This window comes from Ferdinandcohnia sp. SAFN-114, assembly GCF_059415045.1.
On record NZ_JBPFDQ010000063.1, the window covers coordinates 1 to 23,148 of the forward strand.

24 protein-coding genes are annotated in these 23,148 nt (G+C 36.8%); 21 read left to right on the forward strand and 3 right to left on the reverse strand.

The annotated features are described in order from the left end of the window. Positions 1-107: 107 nt before the first annotated feature. The gene (locus tag ACR65M_RS18355) at positions 108-1,175 is read right to left on the reverse strand and encodes a Ger(x)C family spore germination protein (protein ID WP_440274030.1); all 1,068 of its coding nucleotides are present in this window, start codon (positions 1,173-1,175) and stop codon (positions 108-110) included. Positions 1,176-1,204: 29 nt separating this feature from the next. Next, on the reverse strand, positions 1,205-2,719 hold the full coding sequence (locus tag ACR65M_RS18360) for a spore germination protein (protein ID WP_121445944.1): 1,515 nt from the start codon (positions 2,717-2,719) through the stop codon (positions 1,205-1,207). Positions 2,720-3,096: 377 nt separating this feature from the next. On the opposite strand from ACR65M_RS18360, the gene ACR65M_RS18365 reads away from it, so the two are divergent. The 20 genes from ACR65M_RS18365 to ACR65M_RS18460 all read left to right on the forward strand — a co-directional run bounded on the left by ACR65M_RS18365 (position 3,097) and on the right by ACR65M_RS18460 (position 20,861). After that, positions 3,097-3,702, forward strand: coding sequence for a YdcF family protein (locus ACR65M_RS18365; RefSeq protein WP_341331408.1), 606 nt, complete (start codon positions 3,097-3,099; stop codon positions 3,700-3,702). A 750-nt stretch (positions 3,703-4,452) separates the two neighbouring features. Then, a complete protein-coding gene (locus ACR65M_RS18370; protein ID WP_440274031.1) occupies positions 4,453-5,718 on the forward strand; it encodes a class-III pyridoxal-phosphate-dependent aminotransferase in 1,266 nt (421 codons plus the stop codon). Between the two features lie 126 nt (positions 5,719-5,844). Further along, complete coding sequence (locus ACR65M_RS18375; protein ID WP_440274032.1) at positions 5,845-6,156, forward strand: hypothetical protein; 312 nt, start codon at positions 5,845-5,847, stop codon at positions 6,154-6,156. A gap of 38 nt (positions 6,157-6,194) precedes the next feature. Further along, on the forward strand, positions 6,195-6,488 hold the full coding sequence (locus tag ACR65M_RS18380; RefSeq protein ID WP_121445947.1) for a BMC domain-containing protein: 294 nt from the start codon (positions 6,195-6,197) through the stop codon (positions 6,486-6,488). A gap of 21 nt (positions 6,489-6,509) precedes the next feature. Further along, positions 6,510-7,178 (forward strand): phosphate propanoyltransferase, encoded by a 669-nt coding sequence (gene pduL, locus ACR65M_RS18385; RefSeq protein WP_440274033.1) that lies wholly within the window; start codon positions 6,510-6,512, stop codon positions 7,176-7,178. Beyond that, on the forward strand, positions 7,175-7,807 hold the full coding sequence (locus ACR65M_RS18390) for a hypothetical protein (protein ID WP_440274034.1): 633 nt from the start codon (positions 7,175-7,177) through the stop codon (positions 7,805-7,807). The genes pduL and ACR65M_RS18390 overlap by 4 nt, the downstream gene beginning before the upstream one ends. Positions 7,808-7,857: 50 nt before the next feature. Beyond that, positions 7,858-8,130 carry a EutN/CcmL family microcompartment protein gene (locus ACR65M_RS18395; RefSeq protein ID WP_440274035.1) on the forward strand — a complete coding sequence of 91 codons (273 nt, stop codon included), beginning with the start codon at positions 7,858-7,860 and terminating at the stop codon, positions 8,128-8,130. Beyond that, positions 8,127-8,411, forward strand: a complete 285-nt coding sequence (locus ACR65M_RS18400) for a BMC domain-containing protein (RefSeq protein ID WP_121445951.1) — start codon at positions 8,127-8,129, stop codon at positions 8,409-8,411. The genes ACR65M_RS18395 and ACR65M_RS18400 overlap by 4 nt, the downstream gene beginning before the upstream one ends. Before the next feature lie 128 nt (positions 8,412-8,539). Continuing rightward, positions 8,540-10,063, forward strand: a complete 1,524-nt coding sequence (locus ACR65M_RS18405; protein ID WP_440274036.1) for an aldehyde dehydrogenase family protein — start codon at positions 8,540-8,542, stop codon at positions 10,061-10,063. A gap of 65 nt (positions 10,064-10,128) precedes the next feature. Further along, positions 10,129-10,449 carry a BMC domain-containing protein gene (locus tag ACR65M_RS18410; protein ID WP_440274037.1) on the forward strand — a complete coding sequence of 107 codons (321 nt, stop codon included), beginning with the start codon at positions 10,129-10,131 and terminating at the stop codon, positions 10,447-10,449. 123 nt (positions 10,450-10,572) lie between these two features. Continuing rightward, a complete protein-coding gene (gene mdh / locus ACR65M_RS18415) occupies positions 10,573-11,514 on the forward strand; it encodes a malate dehydrogenase (protein WP_440274038.1) in 942 nt (313 codons plus the stop codon). Between the two features lie 279 nt (positions 11,515-11,793). Beyond that, positions 11,794-12,552 (forward strand): 3-oxoacyl-ACP reductase FabG, encoded by a 759-nt coding sequence (gene fabG / locus ACR65M_RS18420; protein WP_440274039.1) that lies wholly within the window; start codon positions 11,794-11,796, stop codon positions 12,550-12,552. A gap of 60 nt (positions 12,553-12,612) precedes the next feature. Then, a complete protein-coding gene (locus ACR65M_RS18425; RefSeq protein ID WP_440274040.1) occupies positions 12,613-13,389 on the forward strand; it encodes a DeoR/GlpR family DNA-binding transcription regulator in 777 nt (258 codons plus the stop codon). A 59-nt stretch (positions 13,390-13,448) separates the two neighbouring features. Further along, the gene (locus tag ACR65M_RS18430) at positions 13,449-14,465 is read left to right on the forward strand and encodes a phosphotransferase enzyme family protein (RefSeq protein ID WP_440274041.1); all 1,017 of its coding nucleotides are present in this window, start codon (positions 13,449-13,451) and stop codon (positions 14,463-14,465) included. 124 nt (positions 14,466-14,589) lie between these two features. After that, positions 14,590-16,191, forward strand: coding sequence for an APC family permease (locus ACR65M_RS18435; protein WP_440274042.1), 1,602 nt, complete (start codon positions 14,590-14,592; stop codon positions 16,189-16,191). Between the two features lie 43 nt (positions 16,192-16,234). Continuing rightward, a complete protein-coding gene (locus ACR65M_RS18440) occupies positions 16,235-17,167 on the forward strand; it encodes a metallophosphoesterase family protein (RefSeq protein ID WP_440274043.1) in 933 nt (310 codons plus the stop codon). A gap of 127 nt (positions 17,168-17,294) precedes the next feature. Next, positions 17,295-18,194: an acetamidase/formamidase family protein gene (locus ACR65M_RS18445; RefSeq protein ID WP_440274044.1), complete on the forward strand. Its 900-nt coding sequence runs from the start codon at positions 17,295-17,297 to the stop codon at positions 18,192-18,194. Between the two features lie 254 nt (positions 18,195-18,448). After that, on the forward strand, positions 18,449-19,747 hold the full coding sequence (locus ACR65M_RS18450) for a DEAD/DEAH box helicase (protein ID WP_440274052.1): 1,299 nt from the start codon (positions 18,449-18,451) through the stop codon (positions 19,745-19,747). 60 nt (positions 19,748-19,807) lie between these two features. Further along, positions 19,808-20,419, forward strand: a complete 612-nt coding sequence (locus tag ACR65M_RS18455; RefSeq protein ID WP_440274045.1) for a branched-chain amino acid aminotransferase — start codon at positions 19,808-19,810, stop codon at positions 20,417-20,419. Positions 20,420-20,489: 70 nt separating this feature from the next. Then, positions 20,490-20,861, forward strand: coding sequence for a nucleotide excision repair endonuclease (locus ACR65M_RS18460; RefSeq protein WP_440274046.1), 372 nt, complete (start codon positions 20,490-20,492; stop codon positions 20,859-20,861). 194 nt (positions 20,862-21,055) lie between these two features. On the opposite strand, the gene ACR65M_RS18465 is transcribed toward ACR65M_RS18460, so the two are convergent. After that, positions 21,056-21,736 (reverse strand): EcsC family protein, encoded by a 681-nt coding sequence (locus ACR65M_RS18465; protein WP_440274047.1) that lies wholly within the window; start codon positions 21,734-21,736, stop codon positions 21,056-21,058. A gap of 439 nt (positions 21,737-22,175) precedes the next feature. Here ACR65M_RS18465 and ACR65M_RS18470 point away from each other — a divergent pair, with 439 nt between their 5' ends. Further along, complete coding sequence (locus ACR65M_RS18470; protein WP_440274048.1) at positions 22,176-22,850, forward strand: restriction endonuclease; 675 nt, start codon at positions 22,176-22,178, stop codon at positions 22,848-22,850. Positions 22,851-23,148: the final 298 nt, after the last annotated feature.

The following is a 23,148-nucleotide window of genomic DNA, read 5'->3' on the forward strand; positions in this document are numbered from 1 at the left end:
TGAAATTCAAGTATATAAAAATACCTGTAGGTTGAACACTCTTTTTTTCGAGTGTCCTTCCTACAGGTACCATTCTACTAAATAGTTTTCTTTATTTTTTTGTTTCACTATCCTTCCACTCCTTTCTGTAGAAAGTTCACCTTCGTTTCAATTTCAAATTCTAAATTTGGGTATTGATCATTAAAGCTATCTTGCGTCCAATCCCGTTTTTCACTTCTAATTAAATCCCCAAATCCCACAGGATCTACTTGTCTCTCTTTAAACTCTTCCAATAACCTTTCAATTTTTGTGCTTAATTCTTTTTCAATCTTTTTAGATAATTGTTTTACATCTTTACTCTTAGAAAGATCAAGAGATCCTGGGTAATCTTTAATAAGAGCAAACAAATCAAGTTTAATTATCACCTGTGGGTTTTGAGAAGTATTTTTAATGGAGATTTTTCGTTTCCCATACATAATTTTTAGAAAGATTTTCTCCTTCTGTTTGCTGATGAATTCATAAGTACCACTAATATTTTTGTCTTTAATGATCTTAAAGAGGAACGCTTCCCTATCCTGAAGGAGCATCATCAATTTGTCACCCTTAAAAATTCCTAAACCATCAACCATTATCTTCTCAGATTCATAAATGGTTAAGACTGGCAAGTAAACATCTTGCCCAGCACCATAGAATTGATTTAATACTGTGTGAACGTTGGTTTTTGGCGTATTCCCGTATGTTATATTTTGTTCAATTACATCAGAGAGATAATAGGGTGGAAATTTCATAGAAAGATTAAGGACTTCAGCAGCCTCCTCCTTTGATATTGCCATTTTTGCATTGCTTTCTACGATTGGATCTCTGACAAGCGTATCAATTAAATCTTTAATACCTTCATTTGCAAAAGGTTGTCCCATTATTATTGTTCTTGTTTTTCCAATTGCAACAGGGTGTTGTACTTGTTGCGTAAAGGTCGTAAATATTCCATTTGCAGTTTCGGATTCTGCTGTAAGAAGCTTTACTGGTGCTCCTGCTGGTACATCATAATGAACATGGAAAGAGGCGCTCCCTTTTATTTTATCCTCTTCAAGATCATAGCCTAATGACTCAATTATTTTTAAATCCTCGAGTATTTGATTTCTAGAGCATCCTACTATTAAGAACAGGACAAATAGGATTTTTAGTAATTTCATCATGGCCCACAACCTCTTGAAAAAGAAATAAGTTATTCGTTATTATAGTCATCCTCGATGTCTTTATGCTTTTTGACATTGTACCTATGCAACTTTAGAGGTCTAAAGAAGGTAAAACGTTTAGTCGTGACGCTTAAAGAAGACCGAATAAAACTATCGTTTAAATCTCTGTACCTGAATGGGTATAGAGGTGTCAAATAGGTTGTGCCAAGAGATTTTAACCTCATTAGATGACACAGGATAAAAGTAAGACCCAGGGTTACCCCGAAGCCTCCCCAAATTGCAGCTAAGAGAATAAGTGGGAATCTTAATATCCGAATGGTATTAGACATCTTAAAAATAGGAGTAGTAAAAGAAGCAAGTGCTGCAAGAGCTACGATGATTAATAAAATGTTACTTGTAAGTGCAGCTTCAACAGCAGCTTGCCCAATTACAATACCTCCAACAATTCCCAGAGTTTGGCCAACTTTAGTCGGAAGTCTACCTCCTGCTTCTCTCAAGAGCTCTATTGTAATTTCTAAAAATAAAGCTTCCAGTAAAGGAGGAAACGGGACATTTGCCCTTGACTTGATTAACGGGGTTAACAGATCTTCCGGAATGATTGCATAATGGTGTGTTAATACTGCGACATAAATTGGTGTTGCCAAAATTGAAAAGAGGACACCAATAAATCGTATTAATCGAAAGAAAGACCCTACTGACCACGGTGAGTAATAATCCTCTGGTGATATAAAAAAGTTAAATATAGTAGTAGGCCCTCCGATAACATAAGGTGAACCGTCACTAATAACGATTACTTGTCCAAGTAAAAGCATATAGATTGTACGATCCAAGCGTTCTGTAGACATGAATAGCGGAAAAGGAGTATTTGTGTTATCAGAAATAATCTGATCTAGAACTGAACTATCGAATATAACATCCATATCTAAATCCTCAAGCCGTTGTTTCATAGTTTGGACGTGCTGTGGATTTGCAATTCCATCAATATATCCAATCACAACCCGAGTGTTTGAAAGAGATCCTTTAGTAATTTCTTTAAAAACGAGACCTTTGGATATAATATGCCTTCTCAATAGGCTGAGGTTTGTATCAAGATCTTCGACAAAGCCCACATTTGGTCCGATGACACTATATTCATGTTCAGCATTATTAAAATCTCTATAACCCTTCGTTCCATTCGAAAGATTAACCAAAATACCTTTCTCAGGATTTATCGTTAAATGAATGAATATGTAGCCTTTTGTCAGTTTGTTTATGATTACTTTAGGATCGGAAGTGATTTCTCGATCTTCTATAGGTATGGCATTCATTACATCCGTAAGTTTTGTAAATACCTCCTCTGCAGATTGAATATATGGAAGGAGATGATGATGAATTTTTTTTTCATCTATAAGGCTCTTATAATAGGAAAAATATATGGGTAACTCATTGGAGCTCTTAGTGGAAAATTGGTAAAAATCATCAGATTTAGAAACCTCTTTAAACAAATCATGTATTGAATCGTTTTTTTGTTTTATGAAATTCCTCAAAGAACCATGCCCCCCCATATGAAAACAATCAAGTATTATTCTTGGCTAGTTTAGGCAATTTCTGGTGTTTTCATGTATTGGTGTTCGCTAAATTCTCATGCTGATTTGGACACAAGAAAAAGGAAAGGGAATAAAAAAGTAAAAAACGTCAATAGATATATAACTCCTCCTATTTTGACTTACAGGAAATCATTTTTATTGAACTCACCTGTTCAGTTAGTCTATCTATGGGGGAGATTATCAACTTTTTACACTTCGTTATGCCGAGACTTTTAAGGATGTTTACTGGTCTATTTAATGGTTTTACTTTTATTGATGCATTTGTACATACTGTTAAGCTTCCAAAATGTGGTATATTTTAGATAGGGTAACTATGTAAAGGGGGAAACATGTAAATGTATCTGTCTGAGTTAGAGGTTGAAAAACTCTCAGACGCACAAGTGACCAAGCTATTATTTTCGGATATTGAAGATGATTTCGCGAACGGAGATTGTATATTGGTCGCAGGTAGCAGTAAAGCCGTTAAATATCGCGTACCAAAAGCAGTAGAATTATATAAACAAGGTAGAGCCAATAAACTATTGTTTTCTGGTGGTGTGAAGTGGAACGAAAGTGATTTCTCAGAAGCAGATTCGATGAAAAGAGAAGCCATCGCGTTAGGGGTTTCCGAAAAAGATATACTACTTGAGGATCAGTCATTGCACACACTTGAAAATGTATTAGCCTCTCTATTCGTATTAAACAGAGAATTTCACCTTTATAGGATAAAACGAATTTTGGTAGTAACGACATCTTACCATATGAAACGATTACATCTGACATTACAAACATATATGCCTAGTTGGATCACCTATACGTTATGTCCAGCTGATGATACTTTCACCAGAAAGGATAACTGGTTTTTATCCGAATTAGGAAGAAAACGTGTTCGAGATGAGGCTGCTAAACTAATAAAATACGTTAAACAAGGTGCATTGCGTGACATGAAAGTAGATTTGTAAAATCGCTCACATATAAGGTGTACTAAGAACAAGGGAACTTTACTTATTGGAAGTTTCCTTTATTTATGAAGAAATACAACAAACTTTAAAAAACAGCGATAAAGGATTATATAGTCATCCACCAATAATGAATTTAAAGGAAAGGACACTCCTATACATGCCAAATCAATCTATTTCATTATTCAGAAGAAAGTTTTTCAAGGCACAACGGGTAGCTCATTTTACCACTCGTTGTGCCGTTTTCCATGTAAAGAGCAAAATCGTCACCGTAAGAAGCTAAGAAACGCACCTCTACACCTACAGCTCAACTGTGTAAATTCTTAAAATGTTGGACAATCTCCGAATATCTTCTGTTAGTAAATCATAAAATCAAAATAAAACAACAAAAGTTCAAATAAAACCTCAAATTGATACTGGCCACTTCATTTTCTTACTTAGGGGGTAGGTGATTTTGATATCAATCTTTTTTTGGGAAAAGAAGGAATTTTGAATTCTATAAATGGCACGAATTTGTAAGAGTACTATATTACATTAAATTCTGTATTGTAGTAGATTTTGAAGATCGAATGAACAGTTTTTATCTAAACGTTCATGATAGCGCAATCATAGAAAAAGGGACATTCAATTAAACATCCAAACCGTCAAATCGCTAAAAACTGAATGGTGAGGCAAAATACTAGATTCGCTTGACATAAATAAGTGGTTGGTAGTTAACAAAAAACTATTAATTGAACGAAGGAGTTAAATCAAATGGTAAAAGTAAAAATGACAAAAAATCAAGTTTTAGATCGATCAATACAGTCATGGAATCCAGGTAAAACCCGCCAATGGCAGGAAGATGGTATTGACTTTGTGATGGGCAAACGTGAGGGCTATTATGTGTTTGATATGCACGGTAAAGAACTAATGAACCTTCATTTAAATGGAGGAACATTTAATCTGGGACATCGAAATCCAGAAATTATACAGACCTTAACAGAATCAATGGAAGACTTCGATATTGGAAACCACCATTTTCCAGCAATCGGACGTGCAAAATTAGCAGAATCGCTTTCTCGTTCCACTCCAAATAGTGTTCGCTATTCAATTTTTGCATCTGGAGGCAGTGAAGCAATAGATGCCGCGATTAAATGTGCTCGGTATGCAACAAAACGGAAAAAAGTGGTCTCCATCCAAAATGGATACCATGGGCATAGTGGGTTGGCGGTCTCATTAGGACACATTCGATATTCTGGCCCTTTTTTAAGTCAGGGAGAGCCAGGATTATTTATACAAGTTCCATTCAATGATCTTGATGAAATGGATAAAGCACTTTATGAAGAAGATGTAGCTTGTGTCGTAATTGAAACGGTACCAGCGACATATGGTTTTCCGATGCCGGAGGAAGGCTATTTAAAAAGTGTGAAAAAGCTTTGTGAAAAATATGGTTCACTTTATGTAGCTGACGAGGTCCAAACTGGTTTGATGAGAAGCGGCAAGTTATGGGCAATTGAACATTATGGGGTAGAACCTGATATTCTTGTCACTGCAAAAGGACTAAGTGGGGGGGTCTATCCTATTGCAGCAACTATTGTAAGTGAACGTGCGGGTGGTTGGATGAATGAAGATGGTCTTGCGCATATTTCTACTTTTGGTGGGGCAGAGCTGGGATGTATTGTTGCAGATAAAGTATTAGAGATCTCCCAACGTCCGGAGGTTATAAAAAATGTAGAATATGTATCGCGATATTTGAGGACAGGATTAGAACAAATAAAAAATAGATATCCAGATTATTTTGTTGGAATCCGTCAGCTTGGGGTTATTATGGGTCTTGAGTTTCGCGAAAAAGATGCAGCTAAGGATGTTATGCGACATCTCTACAATAACGGTGTTTGGGCAATTTATTCGATGCTTGATACAAAAGTGCTGCAGTTCAAGCCAGGTTTGTTATTAGATAAAAAATATTGTGATGAATTGTTAGAACGCTGTGAAAAGAGCATAAAAGAGGCTTCTAGACAACTAGCGTTTGTCAATTAATTTTTCTCTATTAAGGAGGATGATATGAGGAGTAAAATAAAGCCCTTTTAGATCTAAGTAAAAGCCGAAATGTTATAAGGAATACCAATACGTTGGTTCTCCCGCCAAGTAATAAGAGGTGAAGAGATGGATAAAGCATTAATTGAGGAGATAACAAAACTTGTACTTAAGAAAATGGGCATGATGGAAAAACAAATGGAATATTCAATACCGCTTACTGACGATGAAATAACGGAGTGGAACATGCTACATTTTACTAAAGGTAGTGGGAGTAAGAAAAAAAATGGTGAAAGACAATATGATGTAGCTCTAACAGAGAAGGAAATAGATGAATGGGCCAATATTGCTAATTTAACTTCTAATTTTGGAGGCTCAATTAGCAATAGAGGATCGAATAACAATACATCTAAGGTGAAATTTACCAACTATTGTAAGTAAATATTGAATAAAAAAATATAAAAAATGGAGGAATAGATATGTCAGGATTAAACGGTGCTCTTGGAATGATTGAAACAAAAGGACTTGTAGGATCAATTGAGGCAGCAGATGCCATGGTAAAAGCGGCGAATGTAAATATTGTCGGTAAGGTTCATGTTGGAGGCGGGATAGTTACTGTTCTTGTTACAGGTGATGTAGGTGCTGTAAAAGCTGCTACTGAAGCGGGTAGTGCAGCAGCACAACGAGTCGGAGAACTTCTCTCTGTACATGTCATTCCTCGCCCTCATAATGAATTGATTGGGATCTTACCGGTAACAGGAGAGAGCAAATAATTTTTTTCGAGGTGGTACTAAATGAAAAAATGTGAGATTGATCATTTAGTAGATAAAATCGTAAAAGAACTAACTCATTCAAAAAATAAGTATGAAAAAGACGATACACTTGTTCCAATCGGTGTTTCTGGTCGACACTGTCATTTAACAAAAGAAGATTTTGCAACGCTTTTCGGAAAAACAGGTTCCCTTACAAAAAAAGGGAACCTTTCACAGCCTGGTCAATTTGCAGCAAATGAAACTGTGACAATTGCAGGTCCGAAGGGAAGCATTCAAAACCTGAGGATACTAGGTCCATTTAGAAAACTTACACAAGTCGAAGTAAGTATAACGGACTCTATAAAGTTAGGATTAAAACCACCTATTAGAGAGTCCGGTAATATTGAACACTCGTCTCCTTTTACGATAATTGGCCCAAAAGGAAGTATCTTTATGGAAAAGGGTCTTATTATCGCCCAAGCTCATATTCATATGTCTCCAAATGATGCAAAAAGGTTCCGAGTTCAGGATGGGGATTTTGTACGTATAAAAATAAGAAATGAGTATAGACCTATTTCTTTTGAAAAGGTAAAGGTGCGTATATCACCTAATTACGTTCTAGAGATGCATATTGATACGGACGAGGCGAATGCTGCAAATATTCGTACGGGTGAATTTGGGGAACTAGTTCATTCAGGTGACGCACGATGATAGATTCTAAGATGATTGAAAGAATCGTAGAAGAGATTATTAGCCAAGTTGAGACTGGACATTTTAAATATAAGCCAAGTCTTCTTGTTATGTATAATGAGACAAAAAATCTAGAAGATGATCTGCATTATTTACAACGCTATTGGAATGTCATAAAAGCAAACCCTTCAGAACAGCAGTCTTATACGAATATACAACAAGCTGCTTTTATCCATGTTAACCAAGATACCCTAGTTAGGGCTGCGCTTGGGTTAACCGATACTCCAGAAAGTATGCTTTTTTCACAATTAATTTATCATGAAATACCGATTATATTTGTACTTGAACCTTCCTTGGAGAAGTTATTACAGGCTAGTACAACGTTACACAAATATGCTGTATATATAAAAAAAATGAATGCATATAAGGAAATGATTGAAAAGTTTGGAGTGTCGTTTAAAGTTCTGGAGGAGCTCCAACCAGTTATGCAGTCTAGTAGTAAAAAGAAAGTGGAACCAACTAAAACATTAATTACTGAAGTAGATATTGAGAATTTCAATAGTAGTCAGCTTATTGTTGAACCCGGGATGATCATCACCCCACTTGCAATAGATAAAGCAAAAGAACGTGGGATTACTATTTCTTTTTAGGTATATGTGGCTGATTGAAAAATAGTTTAACAGCCTAGGAGGCTTAAAGAATGGTCATTGGAACGGTGATAGGTAGCATATGGGCCACTAGAAAAGAGGAAGGTTTAACAGGGGTAAAATTGCTAAAGGTGAAAATAGATGCCTTAGGCGCTAAAGATACCATATCTGATTCAATTCTCGTAGCAGTTGATCGGATTGGTGCTGGAGCAGGAGATAAAGTCATCATAACAAGAGGAACATCAGCATCAACCTTTCTCGAACGGCCTGTACCAATTGATGCAATCATTATTGGAATTATTGACCCAGAAGATCAGAAAGGATGAAATCAGTGGGAATAGCTGTTGGGATGATAGAGACGTTAGGAATTGCAACGACAATAGAAGCAACGGATATGATGCTTAAAACCGCAGACGTAGCAGTATTTCAATTAAATAAAACGGACCCAGCTCTAGTTACAACGTATATTACTGGAGATGTCAGCGCGGTAAAACTAGCAATTGAGGCTGGAAAACAGGTAGCTGAACGCACAGGTGCTCTCGTTGCGTATTCCGTCATCCATTCTGCGGATAATCTAACAATTAATCAGTTGATTATCGAACGATAATAAATAGCTAGATCTCTGAACTCTCACCCAAAGGCGGAAGCTGGATAGTTCGATACAAAAATACTGATGCTCATTCTTCTTGTGGTGAAGGATTCAAAACCAAGCATTAGTAGAGGGGAGGATAGAAAATGCGATTGGACAAGGACGTTCTGTCAATCCAGGAAATGAGAAATGCATTGAATAAGGCGCATCGCGCTCAAAAGGTGTACGAGACTTTCTCACAACAGCAAATAGATCGTATTGTAAAAAACGTAGCTGATGCTGCTTTTCGTTCATCAGAAAGACTTGCAGAGATGGCCGTGGAAGAGACTAAAATGGGTGTTGTCTTGCATAAAAAAATGAAAAATGAAGTCAGTTCTCGTAATGTCTATGAATCTATAAAGGATGAAAAAACGATTGGGGTTATTCATCGTGACCATCATGCAAAAATAACGGAAATGGCGTATCCTTTTGGAGTTGTAGCAGCGATCATTCCAACAACAAACCCTACTTCGACTGCCATTTTTAAAACGTTGATATCCTTAAAAAGTGGAAATGGGATTGTTGTAAGTCCCCATCCACGGGCAACCAACTGCACGATTGAAGCATTAAAGGTGTGTAACGAGGCAGCTATTGAGGCTGGGGCACCGGAGGGGTTAATTGGTTGGATTACAAACCCAACATTAGAAGCAACTACACAACTAATGAAACACAAGCTAACCAATGTCATTTTAGCAACAGGTGGTATCGGTCTTGTTCGGGCAGCGTATAGTTCGGGAAAACCAGCATACGGTGTTGGACCAGGTAACGTACCTGTATATATAGAGAAAACAGCGAATGTGGCAAAGGCTATAAAAAATATTGTCGATAGTAAAACGTTTGATAATGGGACAATTTGTGCAACGGAGCAAGCACTTGTAGTTGATCAACATGTGAAGGAATTGGCAATTAGAGAACTGAAAAAGAATAAGGTCTATTTTGTTGAAGGCGAAGAAAAAGAAAAGATGGAAAAGATTATTTCACCCGTTATTGGACAGCTTAATCCGGAAATTGTAGGAAAGTCTCCGGTAGAAATTGCACATATGGCCGGAATTAAAGTACCTGTAGATACCCGTGTAATCATGGCGGAAGAGAGTCGTCTTGAAAAGTCAGCTCCATTTTCAATCGAAAAACTGTCACCTGTTCTTGCCCTTTTTACAGCAGCTAATAAGGAGAACGCAAAGGAAATTTGCAAAGGTTTGTTGGACCTTGGTGGAAGAGGGCATAGTCTTTCAATCCATACGAACGAAAATCAAATTGCCGAAGAATTTGCAAATGAAATGCCTGTGTCTCGTATCATTGTGAATACATTATCTACAATGGGAGCAGTTGGGGCAACTACTGGTCTAAAGCCTTCCTTTACCTTAGGCTGTGGATCATATGGGGGTAATATAACGGGTGATAATATTTCCGTAAGGCATCTTATGAATGTGAAGAGATTAGCTTTTTCCACGAAAGAGGTTACAATTCCACAAGAATCCAATGAGTCATCTCGATCAATTGCCACATTTGATCATAAGGTGCAAGAGGTTGTTGAAAGTGTTTTAGGAAAACTTATGTTTGATAATAACACTATTGATAGGAAAGAGTTACAGTTACTTGTTCAGAAAGTTATTTCACAAATTCAAAGCTAAAACGATAGGAAAAATAGATTACGTAATGAATGGTAAAAAATAGAATCATAAGGGTGGGTATAAAAATGAGGAAAGCACTAGGGATGATCGAAACGAGGGGACTGATTGCCTCGATTGAAGCAGCGGATGCAATGGTGAAGGCGGCCGATGTAACGCTAGTCCGTCAGGAGAAGGTGGATGCAGCTCTTGTTACTATTTTAGTAGAAGGCGATGTTAGTGCTGTTCAAGCTGCAATAGAGGTCGGAAGAGAAACGGCAAATCGATTTGGTGCAGTCGTGTCCTATTTAGTCATTCCCCACCCAGATGTTGAAACAATGGAGCTTATTAAAAAGAGTAACCCAGTCAGTAATACGGATGACATAGATATGGAGAAAAAGGAACTATAGATGAAAGTTGAAGGTTCTAATGGACAGAAAGATGAAATGAATAAGGTTAATAAATGGTTTAAAAAGGATTATGATGAAAATGAAACGATAGAGTAGTCTTTTAAAGAATTGAGGTGAATAAAGATGAAAACTTTTAAACGGAAAAAGTTTGCTGTCATTGGAGCTGGATTCACAGGAGCAACATGTGCACTTATGTTAGCCCAGAAAGAACTAGGTGATATTGTATTAGTGGATATACCAGAGATGGAGAAACCAACACAAGGAAAAGCACTAGATATGCTTGAATCTGGACCTGTTCAGAAATTTAATGTTTCGATTAAAGGGACGTCCGATTACTCTCAAATTAAGGACGCTGACATGGTTATAATTACTGCAGGTATTGCACGAAGGCCTGGCATGTCTCGTGATGATCTTGTGTTAACAAACAAAGACATTATGGTCACCGTTTCAATGAAGATTAAAGAATTCGCACCAGACAGTTATGTCCTTGTCCTGAGTAATCCGGTAGATGCTATGACATATTCATGTTTTAAGACAACGGGTTTCCCTAAGAATCGTGTGATTGGCCAATCGGGTGTTCTTGATACCGCTCGATTCAATACATTCATAGCAGAGGCTTTACAAATATCAGTGGAAGATGTAACAGGATTTGTACTTGGGGGTCATGGAGACAGTATGGTACCGCTGATTCGTTATTCCAATGTAAGCGGAATTCCATTGAATCAAATTATGGCGGAAGAACAAATTGAAGCGATTATCCAAAGAACTAGAAACGGAGGAGGAGAAATTGTAAGCCTTCTCGGAAATGGGAGTGCATATTATGCCCCAGCTACTTCTCTAGTTGAAATGGCAGAAGCCATTGTCAAAGACAAAAAACGTGTATTACCAGCTATAGCTTACCTAGAAGGGGAATATGGATACCATGATATATATCTTGGCGTTCCAACAGTACTAGGTGGAAGGGGAATTGAAAGAATCATAGAGCTTCCTCTAACAGATGAGGAGACGAAACTCCTGGATAAATCTGCAAGTGATGTAAAAAGGACTATAAACATAATTTCATAAGTTTATAGGAAAGGAGATATTATCCTTATCCTATTTGCACTCCTACAATTCCTACTTTATAAAAATGACCCGCAAAACACAACAATTCTAATCAAAATGTAAACGCAGCCTTTCAATATGACTTGAACAATTTTGAGAATATTAGGTATTTTAGGGGCATACAAATAACTAAGTTTAAAATCCACAACATTACACAACAACCATAGAGTACAGACATTTTTCCTTCATGATGGTGTGGTTATCAGTTCTTTACTAGTTTAAGAGGGGGTAGAAGGTAAAGTGTATCAATCAATAAAGGGAAAAACGGTAATTGTTACTGGTGGTAGTAAGGGGATTGGAAAGGGAATCGCAGCTACTTTTGCAAAGCAGGGAGCAAATGTTGTAGTTGTAGCCCGTAATCTTGAAGCAGCAGAAGCTTGCGCCACTGAATTAGCTGGTGATAATGGCAATGTATTTGCAGTTGGTGGTGATGTAACAAATCGTGAATCAATGGGCGAGGTAATGAAAAACGTCTATGAAAAGTTTGGAAGTATTGATGTATTATGTTCGAATGCCGGGATTTTTCCTTCTGCAAATCTTGAGGATATGACTAATGAAGATTGGGATCTTGTCATGAATACGAACGTTAAAGGGACTTTTCACGCCGTACAGGCATGCATTCCATACCTGAAGCAAGCCGAATATGGTCGGATTGTTATTACTTCATCTATTACAGGTCCTGTTACTGGATATCCAGGATGGTCTCATTATGCGGCAAGTAAGGCTGCTCAACTAGGATTTATGAGAACAGCAGCACTGGAATTAGCAAGTGAGAACATCACCGTTAATGCTGTCTTGCCAGGAAATATTTTAACGGAAGGACTAGAAGGCATGGGGGATGAGTATTTAAAAGAAATGGCAGCATCCATTCCAATGAAAAAGCTTGGTAAAGTTGAAGATATTGGCTACGCAGCATTATTTTTAGCAACCAAGGAAGCAGGTTTTATCACAGGTCAAACCATTATCGTAGATGGTGGTCAAATTTTACCAGAAAACTAAAAGAATCCATTCAACATTATACTTTATACCTTATGTCATGTTATAGTAGGTGATTTATAAATGTCAGTATCTTTCGAAGAACGAAAATCCACAATTTTAGCAGAATTGAATAAGGAAGAAAAGGTATACGTTCGAGAGTTAGCCAGTCAGCTTCAGGTTTCTGATGAAACAATTCGCCGTGATTTAGATCGGCTAGAAAAAGAAGGAATTCTGAAGAAAATGTATGGTGGAGCAATCAAATCGAAGACGCAAATTAGGGAGTTGCCTTTCGATGAGAAAACGACTATTCATAAAAAAGAAAAACAATCTATTTGTAAGGCAGCAGCTAATCTAGTTGAAGATGGTGACGTTATTATGATTGGAAATGGCACGACTCCTTTGGAAATTGTGCCTCATTTAGCCCATAAAACGAATGTCACGTTAATTACACATTCTATTCCAGTCATGCTACTTGCCATTGAATATTTTAAGGGACGTGTGATTTTTACTGGTGGAGAATTTAGACGAAGCCAAAAATATACGAGTGGACCGTTATCTGAACGGATGCTAGAAATGCTGAAGGCTAACAAGGCATTCATTTCTGCAGGGGGAATATCTCTAACAAACGGAATAACTGACTATGATATCAGTGGCTCGAGTGTATCTCGAAAAATGATAGAGCGTTCGGACGAGGTAATCATTCTGGGTGATCATACCAAATTCGGGCAAACAACTTTTGCTCAAATGTGTACCTTATCAGAGATATCGATGATTATTACAGACAAAGAATGTCCACAAGAGTGGAAGACCCTTCTTGCTAAGAAGGAAGTGGAACTGTTAATTGCAGAAGACATCTAACAAACTTCTAGTAATATAGTTAAAGGGAATGACAGTCTAGAAGGAAAGGAGAATCATAAATGAACCAGTCTTCAGCGGAGCCCTTAAAGGATCCCATAGAAAAATTTAATCAAATTGCAAACAAGGCGATACAGCATTTCTCGTTTCTTGCTGGAAGTAAAGTTGATTTATTAAATTACTCGGAAAACGCGACTTACTTAGTTCATAATCCAGCAGAAAACAAAGAAAAGTATATTCTACGGGTGGGACGACCCGGATATCATACAAAGTCTGAGGTTGAAAGTGAACTCAAATTATTAAAGTCTATTGAACAACACACAGATATTACAGTATCTCTTCCAATTCCCGGGGATAATCAGGAGTATGTTCAAACCGTCAAACACGAAAATGAGGTTTTCAACTGTACCCTTTTCACTTTCCTAGAAGGCAGTGCTCCAGAGGAAGATAACGAAAGCAAGCTGATTAGCCAATTTGAAATCCTTGGTAAAATTACGGCACAATTGCATGAACATAGTCAAAACCATCATCAAAACTTACGAGATATAACTAGATTAACATGGGATTACGACACCATTTTAGGGCCAGAGCCTAAATGGGGAAGATGGAAAAATGGGAAAGCCATTACTCCGGAGAGGCTCGAATTATATGAGAAAGTGTCTCTCAAGATTAAAGAGAGATTAGAACGATTTGGGAAGGACCACAGTAGATATGGTTTAATTCATTCAGACTTGCGACTAGCTAATCTACTTGTTGAAGGTGAAGAAATTAAGGTAATTGATTTTGATGATTGTGGTTTTGGATGGTATTTATATGATTTGGCTACCTCCTTAAGCTTTATCGAACATAAGTCCTATGTGCCTTCTTTAGTAGCTTCTTGGATAAAGGGATATCGTAAGGTTCGTTCTCTGTCCGTGGAAGAGGAGCAAGAAATACCAACCTTTATTATGATGCGTAGATTGCAATTAATTGCTTGGGTAGGAAGTCGCGATAATGACTTGACGAGAGAACTCGGAGATCGATTTACGATTGAAACGGATCCTTTAGCTAAAAACTACCTAGAAAATACGACGATTTAAACAAATGTAAGCCCTTACAAAAACAATTGAAAATTTACTATATATCTAGGGAGGCGAGGTTATAGATAGATAAACAGGTTGGGTTGGTTTGTGAGTGAAGATATGAAGAAAGTAGGGTGAGGAAATGTCAAAAGCTGGTCTCGCATTGTTTGAACAGAAGTCAACTGGAGGAACTGCCCGTCAGATAAGTCCAATTGATACAATGATTTATTCAGCCGCAAATCCTGGTTTGATGTTTGCCCTTGTTTATATTATGTGGGCTCCATTTTTATATCCAGGAGCACATATGGTTTGGGCGATCTTAGCAGTTTCACAAATGTTTATCATTGCAGGTTTGTATTGGTTGTTTTCGGTCTCTATGCCAAGGTCCGGTGGAGAATACATTTACATTAGCCGAATATTACATCCTTCCTTAGGTCTTATGGCTAGCTTTATGATCACTTTTACCTCAATCTCGTGGACAGGAATTCTATTAAACTGGATTATAAAATGGTCCATTGTCGAATTTTTCTACTCGATGGCCCTCATTAATGGAAATAATGCCACATGGTTAGGTTTGGCAGAGTTTTTTGACAGTAAGTACATGCATGCAATTATTGGTACAGCTTTATTGTTATTTATCTATTTTATCTACTATAAGGGAACAAAGTGGATGGTTCGCTTAGCTTATATTACATTAAGTGCAACTTTAGTAGGAGCAGTTGTATTTGTGGTTGCCAACTTGATTACTGGGCAAGGAACATTTGCTGCTAATTTTACACAACTTACTGGGTTAAATTACTCAGATGTTATAACGATTGCCAAACAAGATGGTTATACAACAGAGTTCTTATTCGGAGCAACCGTAATGGCTGGTTCTACGTATGTCATTCTTAATACCCTTGGTTCAACCTTTGGTGCAAATCTTGCCGGGGAAGTTCGAAATGTCCAAAAGTCTCAATTATTAGCATTATTTGGTTCATTAGCTATCTTAATGGTCATCTGGGCTATTTTCTACGGGATGAGCTATGTGAACTTTGGAGACATTTGGTCGAACAGCTTATATTACCTATACAACGCTGGTCATGAGGCCTATCCGTTTGAAGGATACGATCCGTTTATTACAATCATGATTGGAATCATGACAAAGAGTCCGATTTTCATTTTCTTAATTGCAGTAGCCTTTGCCGTCGCAACATTTGGATCAGCAGCAGGTTTAGGTTTTGGTCCTTCTCGAAACTTTGTTGCATGGTCATTTGACCGTTTAATTCCAAAAAAATTCATGGAACTTAATCCAAACACGAATTCTCCTACTTACGCGTTACGAACAGTAATTGCGGGTGCTTGGGTGTTTTTAATGCTTGATATTTTTGTTCCATCTTGGACTGCAAATATTGCCTATACCATATTTACATGGTTCTTAGCATGGATTTTCTTAGGAATCGCTGGAATTGTCTTTACAACGAGAAAGAAAGTATTATTTAACTCATCACCACCTGTTGTAAAAACAAAAATCTTTGGTGTTCATCTCATTACGATTCTTGGTTGGTTAACAACTGCGATTAGTGTTTCGATTTGTTATTACCTATTAATCCCATTCTTTAGGGGTGACTTACCATTTACGATGATTATTGTTTCGTTGTTATTAATGTTAATTCCAATTATCATCTATTTCATCATGAAGCGTTCACATGCCAAAAAAGGGATTGATATCGATATACAATTCCAAGAGATACCTTCTGATTGATTCCTATTTAAAAATGCTAATAAAGTGATATGGGGTGAGGGCTTTGAAACTATTCTACGCAGGCGACTTGCATGGTGCAGAGACAGCATTTAGGAAATTTACGAATGCTGCTACATTTTATCATGCAGAATTAATGATATATGGCGGTGACTTTACAGGAAAGATGGTTGTTCCCGTTGTTGAAAAACGGGGAGTCTATACATGTAAATATTATGGTTCAACGGTAAAGGTGAAAAAGTCTAGTGAACTACCAGATTTAGAAAGAAACCTACGCGATGCTGGTTTTTACCCACTAATTATTACTGAAGAAAAATTAAATCAACTAAATGAAAAAGATGCTGAGCGAATTATTCAAGAAAAACAAGTGGAAGTGTTAAAAGAGTGGATTACACTTGCTGACGAACGGTTCAGTGCCATTGATGTGCCATGTGTCATGATACCAGGGAGTGTTGATGATTTCTACCTTGACGAAATTCTTAACTCAGGAAGGCATGTCCAAAATGGAGATGGGAAAATAATTGAGATAAATGGCTATGAAATTCTATCAGTCGGTGGTGGTAAGCCGAGCGTATTCAAGTATCCACGTGAGTTTAGTGAAGAGGAACTAGATACGAAAATTAATCAATTAGCCTCACAGGTCAAGGATATGAGTAAATGTATATTTAATATTCATATCCCACCATATGACACTGACTTGGATCAAGGAACTCAGTATGATTCAGATTTAAAACCTATTCTAGATGGTGATTCACTTGCAACTGGACCTGTTGGAAGCAAGGCTGTACGGAAAGCGATCGAAAACTACCAGCCATTACTCTCCTTACATGGAAATGTTCACGAAAGTCGTGGTGTCACCAACATAGGAAGAACAGTCTGTATCAACGCTGGCACTGACTATGACCAAGGAATGTTAAGAGGTGCACTAATTGATATCAGTCCTGATGGTAAGGTGAATTATACACTGACAGCGGGGTGACCATTTTATAGGAGGTAAGAAGGACGTCGATACTTAATTCGTAAATAGTTGAGAACGGGATATCGACTTCCCAATCTGAAACATCAGAAGTAAAGGCTTTTGTACAAAGGTAAAGAAGAGGTGAACGATGGAATATATCAGCAGGGAACTATCAGTTTTAACCATGTCTCCCACAAACAAACCTGTTAAAATAGTAGAGTCCGGTAGTACTGTCGTTTTTCAGACGTTAGATTGCTTTAGTAATCAAATTCAAAATGAAGATCAACCATTTAGTTCAGTAGGATGGGATAAAATAAATCCGGCAACAGGACCTTTGTATATTAATGGGGCTGAGCCCGGTGATACTTTAAAGGTAAAAATTATTGATATAAAAATTGACAATAAAGGTGTTATGACAACAGCCCCCAATCTTGGAGTTCTAGGGGATATAGTGACTGGCGAAACGACAAAGATTATCTCAATAAAAGATGATAAAGCAATCTTCAATGAGAAAATACAAATCCCGATTAAACCAATGATTGGTGTTATAGGAACAGCACCTAAAGACGAGGATATTCCGACAGGTACACCTGGATCACATGGTGGAAACATGGATTGCAAAAAAATCGTGAAGGGCTCGACATTATACCTACCAATAAATGTATCGGGTGGCCTCTTATCAATGGGCGATTTACATGCAGTGATGGCTGATGGAGAAATCGTAATATGTGGGCTTGAAATTCCAGGCGAAGTAACGGTACGTGTAGATGTTTTAAAAGGGGAAGAACTACCACTTCCAATGCTTGATAGTGAAGAAAGTATTATGACGATTGCATCTGAAAAAACATTAGATGAAGCTGCAAAAACAGCAACTGTAAATATGCATCGATTTTTAGTGAACGAACTAGGAATTGATATAGACGAGGCCGGGATGCTTTTATCACTTGTCGGTGATTTACGAATTTGTCAGGTTGTCGATCCATTAATGACAGCACGAATGGAAATACCTAAATGGATAGTAGAGAAATATGATTATAAATTAAAATAGTCGAAATTCGTGAAGTAGCCCTCTATAATGGGGCTACTTCTTTTTCAATTCCAAAGAAAGATCTTTTAGTGACCGGCACTCAGTGCAGGAATGCTTTATTGTGCTGGGGGTCAGGAGTTTTTTTATTCGAACATTTTCGGGGCGTCACTGTGACATATTCCAAAACACTCTGTAAATACTAACCAATATGCTATAGTAAATAAGCCTACGACAAACAAAAGGCATTATGATAAGAAGAGAGAGACGTGATAGATTTGCTAGATTTTTTACAACTTGGAATTCGAAAAGAGATTAACCATACATTGAAGTCATTAGGAATCGTGGAACCAACACCGATTCAAGAACGGACGATTCCATCCGTACTTGAGGGGAAGGATGTGATTGCAAAAGCACAAACAGGTACTGGAAAGACGTTGGCTTTTGTTCTGCCGATTCTTGAGAAGATTGATGTGAACGAGCCTGATGTGCAAGCACTTATTTTAACCCCAACAAGAGAACTAGCTCAGCAAATTTCAAAAGAAGTTAAGAAAATGATCGAGAACATAGAGGGTGTCAATGTATTAGCCGTATACGGTGGTCAGGATGTTGAGCACCAATTAAAAAAGTTAAAAGGGGCTCAACACATAGTCGTGGCAACGCCTGGTCGGTTATTAGATCATATTCGCCGTGGAACGATTGATCTATCAACGATCAAGATGCTGGTGTTAGATGAAGCCGACCAAATGTTACATATGGGTTTTCTTCCAGAAGTAGATGACATTATCCGTGAAACATTTCCTTCTAGACAAACCATGCTATTCTCTGCAACAATGCCTAACGAAATCCGATCACTTGCTAAAAAATATATGGACGAGCCAGAGTTCATCGAAGTAAAAGCAAAGAAAGTAACGGTTGAAGAGATTAAACAAGTCGTAATCGAAACCACTGACCGTAGAAAACAATCAACTCTATTACATTTAATCGAAGAACATCGTCCATTTTTAGCGATCATATTCTGTCGTACAAAGGTTCGAGCTAAAAAGCTGCACGAAGCATTAATTGCTAACGGGTATGAATCAGACGAGCTGCATGGTGATTTAACACAGTCCAAACGTGAAAAAGCGATGAAACGATTTCGCGAGGCGAAAACACAATTCTTAGTTGCCACAGATGTTGCTGCAAGGGGACTGGATGTTGAAGGGGTAACACATGTCTATAACTATGACATCCCACAAGATGTTGAAAGCTATGTTCACCGGATTGGACGAACTGGCCGTGCTGGTGGAGACGGGGTTGCCTTTACTTTAGTGGCTCCTAAAGATATGGAGTTCCTACGAATGATTGAAAAAGGGATTCATCAAAAGTTTGAAATACAAGTGATTAAGGGAGTAAGTATCCCCGATCGTGAGGATTATGAGAGAGCAAGTGAGCAAAAATACGAAAATAAACGCTCTGAAGGTAGTAGAAGAGACGGAAAGAAGGCTGCACCGTTTTCTTCAAATAGAAAACCGAATGATAGGCGATCAAAAAGTAATTCAAGCCATTCAACGAGAGGTAGAAAACGTTCTCGATAAAGACAAAATGGATGCCTTACCCCTAAGACGGTAAGGCACAAATTTCAGGAGGATACACCTATGTTACAAAAACAAATGAAAAAATTTATATCATCAGAGTTGATGAGTGAAGAGAAACAGGTTGCAGTATATCAAGAGGAAAAAGAGTACATAGAAAAATATGAATTGATTTCAAATGACGTTACATTAATCGAAAAGGATCCAACTACACGATTCCGTGAAGCTTACATTGAAAGATGTGATAAAGAAACAGAAGAAACACTCTCTAAAGAATCATTCTCATTTTTAGAACAACCGATTGACTACCTTCAAAAACACAAGAATGAATTTCTATACTTTGAATCACAATGGTTAGAACTAATCGGCGTTGATGCAATTGCGTTTGAGGTGAATGATGTATTTGGTACATATGACGTCATGGTAGGGTTAAAATTGCAGAAGAAGTTCGAGACATCTCTTAAAGAAAATCTAAGAAAAGAGTTAAGTGGAGATGAAGCAAAATTTGAATTGATGTTTAATCAAGCTGATGGCTTATGGGACTTAAATTTCCCTTTGAATTACGTGAATGGGTTCAAAGAGGGGATGTCATTAGAGGAAGCATATCGATTAATTTATCGATTTTTATTTACACTAGTAGAGAGAACGGAAGAAGGAAGCAGCGAAGCGAATTAACTGTTAAATCGTATTTCTTTCATACATATGATACCATTTATCTTTATACGAAAAAGGGACGTGATTGAACATGATAAAAATTAGTATACCGACTCGAGATATTACGATTACAGAACGGAAACAAATTCCGAAAGAAAATGAACCAATAATCAAGGATATTCACGGATTTATTGATTTCCATCTTATACCAAGAGACAAAGGTGGCATTTTCTTATTATTTAATAAAGAAGATGAGCTTCTCTTTGTCGGGAAAGCGCGCAAACTACGTCAACGAATTAAAAAACATTTTGAAGACGCGGTTTCACCTATTAAAACGCACAGAGACGAAGTCCATAAAATCGATATTTGCATCGTAGAAGACCCAATGGAACGAGAAATTTACGAAACATATATCATTAATAAACTCCGATCCAAATATAACGTTGATAAAGTGTTTTATTAAAAAGTATAGGAGCCAGACACCAGTGTGGTAATTACTTACCATGTGGAGGGCTGGCTCTTTTTATTGAGTGATAAAATAATTGTAATTCGACAATCTTGGGAGCGTCACTGTGACGGAACTTTACTATAGATGTCACCCTCAGCTTACACCAATTTTTGTTCTAGACTATTCCATATCTAATACATCCTCTTATCCTATATCATATCAATAATTTCAGGTTCATCCTTTCTTTTAGAGTATTGCTCTTGAATAAACAGCTTGTAAGCAACATTCCCTATAGTATTTGTAGCAACTGCATCGACGGTCCCACCAATAATTCCTCCCGCTAAAGGCACCATCTTACCTAAATTTATCACGCCTTTTTCTCCAAACTTTGTTAGTAAACGAAAGCCTACAGCTTTGTTGATTTTTTTTATTACTTCGAACGGTACTTTTTTAATACCAGCTACTGCAAGTTTTTTTCCTATCTGAACGCCTGCATTTTTAAGAATCTCTTTAGCTCCATTTCCAGCTAAACAGGCATAAACAAAAGATTTAACCTGATCATCTTTTAGATCATAACCACCCATATGTGCAATAGCTGCAACCATTCTCATTTGAACTAAAATAACACTAGTTATATTAGCGGGTACAGCTACAGGTAATGTAATAAGCCCCCCTAAACCTGTCAAAAATCCACTAGTAGCACTTTTGGTGTTTTGCCACAGTATTAAACTTTTAACTTTTTCATCCAAGGTTCCACTCTTTTTTAAATAGCTATCAGCTAATTCGATTGCGGTATCCATTCCAGGTACACCACCATTAATTGCTTTATCATAAGACCAATCTAAAGCCTTCATTATTGCATCGTGTGTTAGAGATTTTGTTTTAGACAATGTTTACTCACCTTTCTCCTAGGAGATTATGGTAATATTATACTATAAATCTAAGTGAGGGAATTACTATATTTTCTAGAATAATATAATATAAAAAGGTGAGTATATCCCTATAAAAGAGTTTAGAATTAGATGCAGACCCCAAATAGGGAGTAACTAAAGTATGGGGCCAATCCCCCTAGTATTAACGCATTGTGCGTCAGGCACCAAAACCATTTAGAGAAATAGTTTCTCTGGATAGTGTTATTGAATTAATAAATTTGGCGTACAGTGAGCGCAAATGATTGCAAAATAAGATTAATTATGGATACCTTAGAACGATACAGAATACGTGGAAATCTATATTGTTATAGGCTAAAACGAGGATAGCTCATGTAAAAAATATTTATATGGATATAAATCCATTTTTCTAAAATAAAGGTAAATTAAGGAGAAAAGAATGAAATCGAAAATTCCTTTTTATGAAATGGAACCAAAAGAGTTTGAGAATCTGTGTTTTGATGTTCTTACATATATGAATGAATTCAAAACCATATTAAGAGATTATAGAATTGGTACAACTAAATATGATTTTACTGGAACTTATATTGATACAAAAGGTTTGGAAAAAAAATTCGTAGTAGTTTGTAAACATGTAGATTCTTTAAGTGAACGGAATCTTATGCAAATCCTTAATGCCAACACCTCTTTTGATAAGATAAATGTGATTATATCTGGTAAATTTAGTACCTCAAATAAAACTATTCAAACAACCGTAGGCAAGGAAATATTACTTATTGATGGAGAAAAAATAAGCAATATTATTTTAGGCAATCAACGATTAATAGATTTATATTTTAATCCTTTTGTTAAGAAAAGAAAGGTTAGAAAAATCTTAACCTTTTTCGCTACACTTCTTTTTGCTGCATCTGTATATATTTTATATATAAATTATTTGTCTCTATTTGGTGATAAGCAAAATGAAAAAAGCTATACTAATCTCGATGAAAAAATTTCCAGTGTGGAAAATGCACTTATTAGTATAGATAACTTAGAATCCTATTTAAGTGAATTAAGAAGCGATATGATGAATACAAAAGAAAATAAGGAAAAAATAGAAAAAAGAATATGTTGAAGCTATGAAATTAAAAAGTCTGACTGATGAACAAATGGAATTAATAAGCAGCTCTATTAATAAAACAAGTAAGAAAGCAACTATTATAAATTATATTGTTTCCTTTATTGCTGGGATAGTTGCTTCAATAATTGCCGCATATACTTACGATTGGTTAAGAAAGAGACGGAAGAGAAAATTTACATAGATTGATTGAGTCCAGTTCAGACAAGAGATAACAGGGTGTAACTTAATATCCAAGCAAGAACTTTAAAAGGACTCATTTCACAAAATGATTGGCGAGTATTGATATTATTTT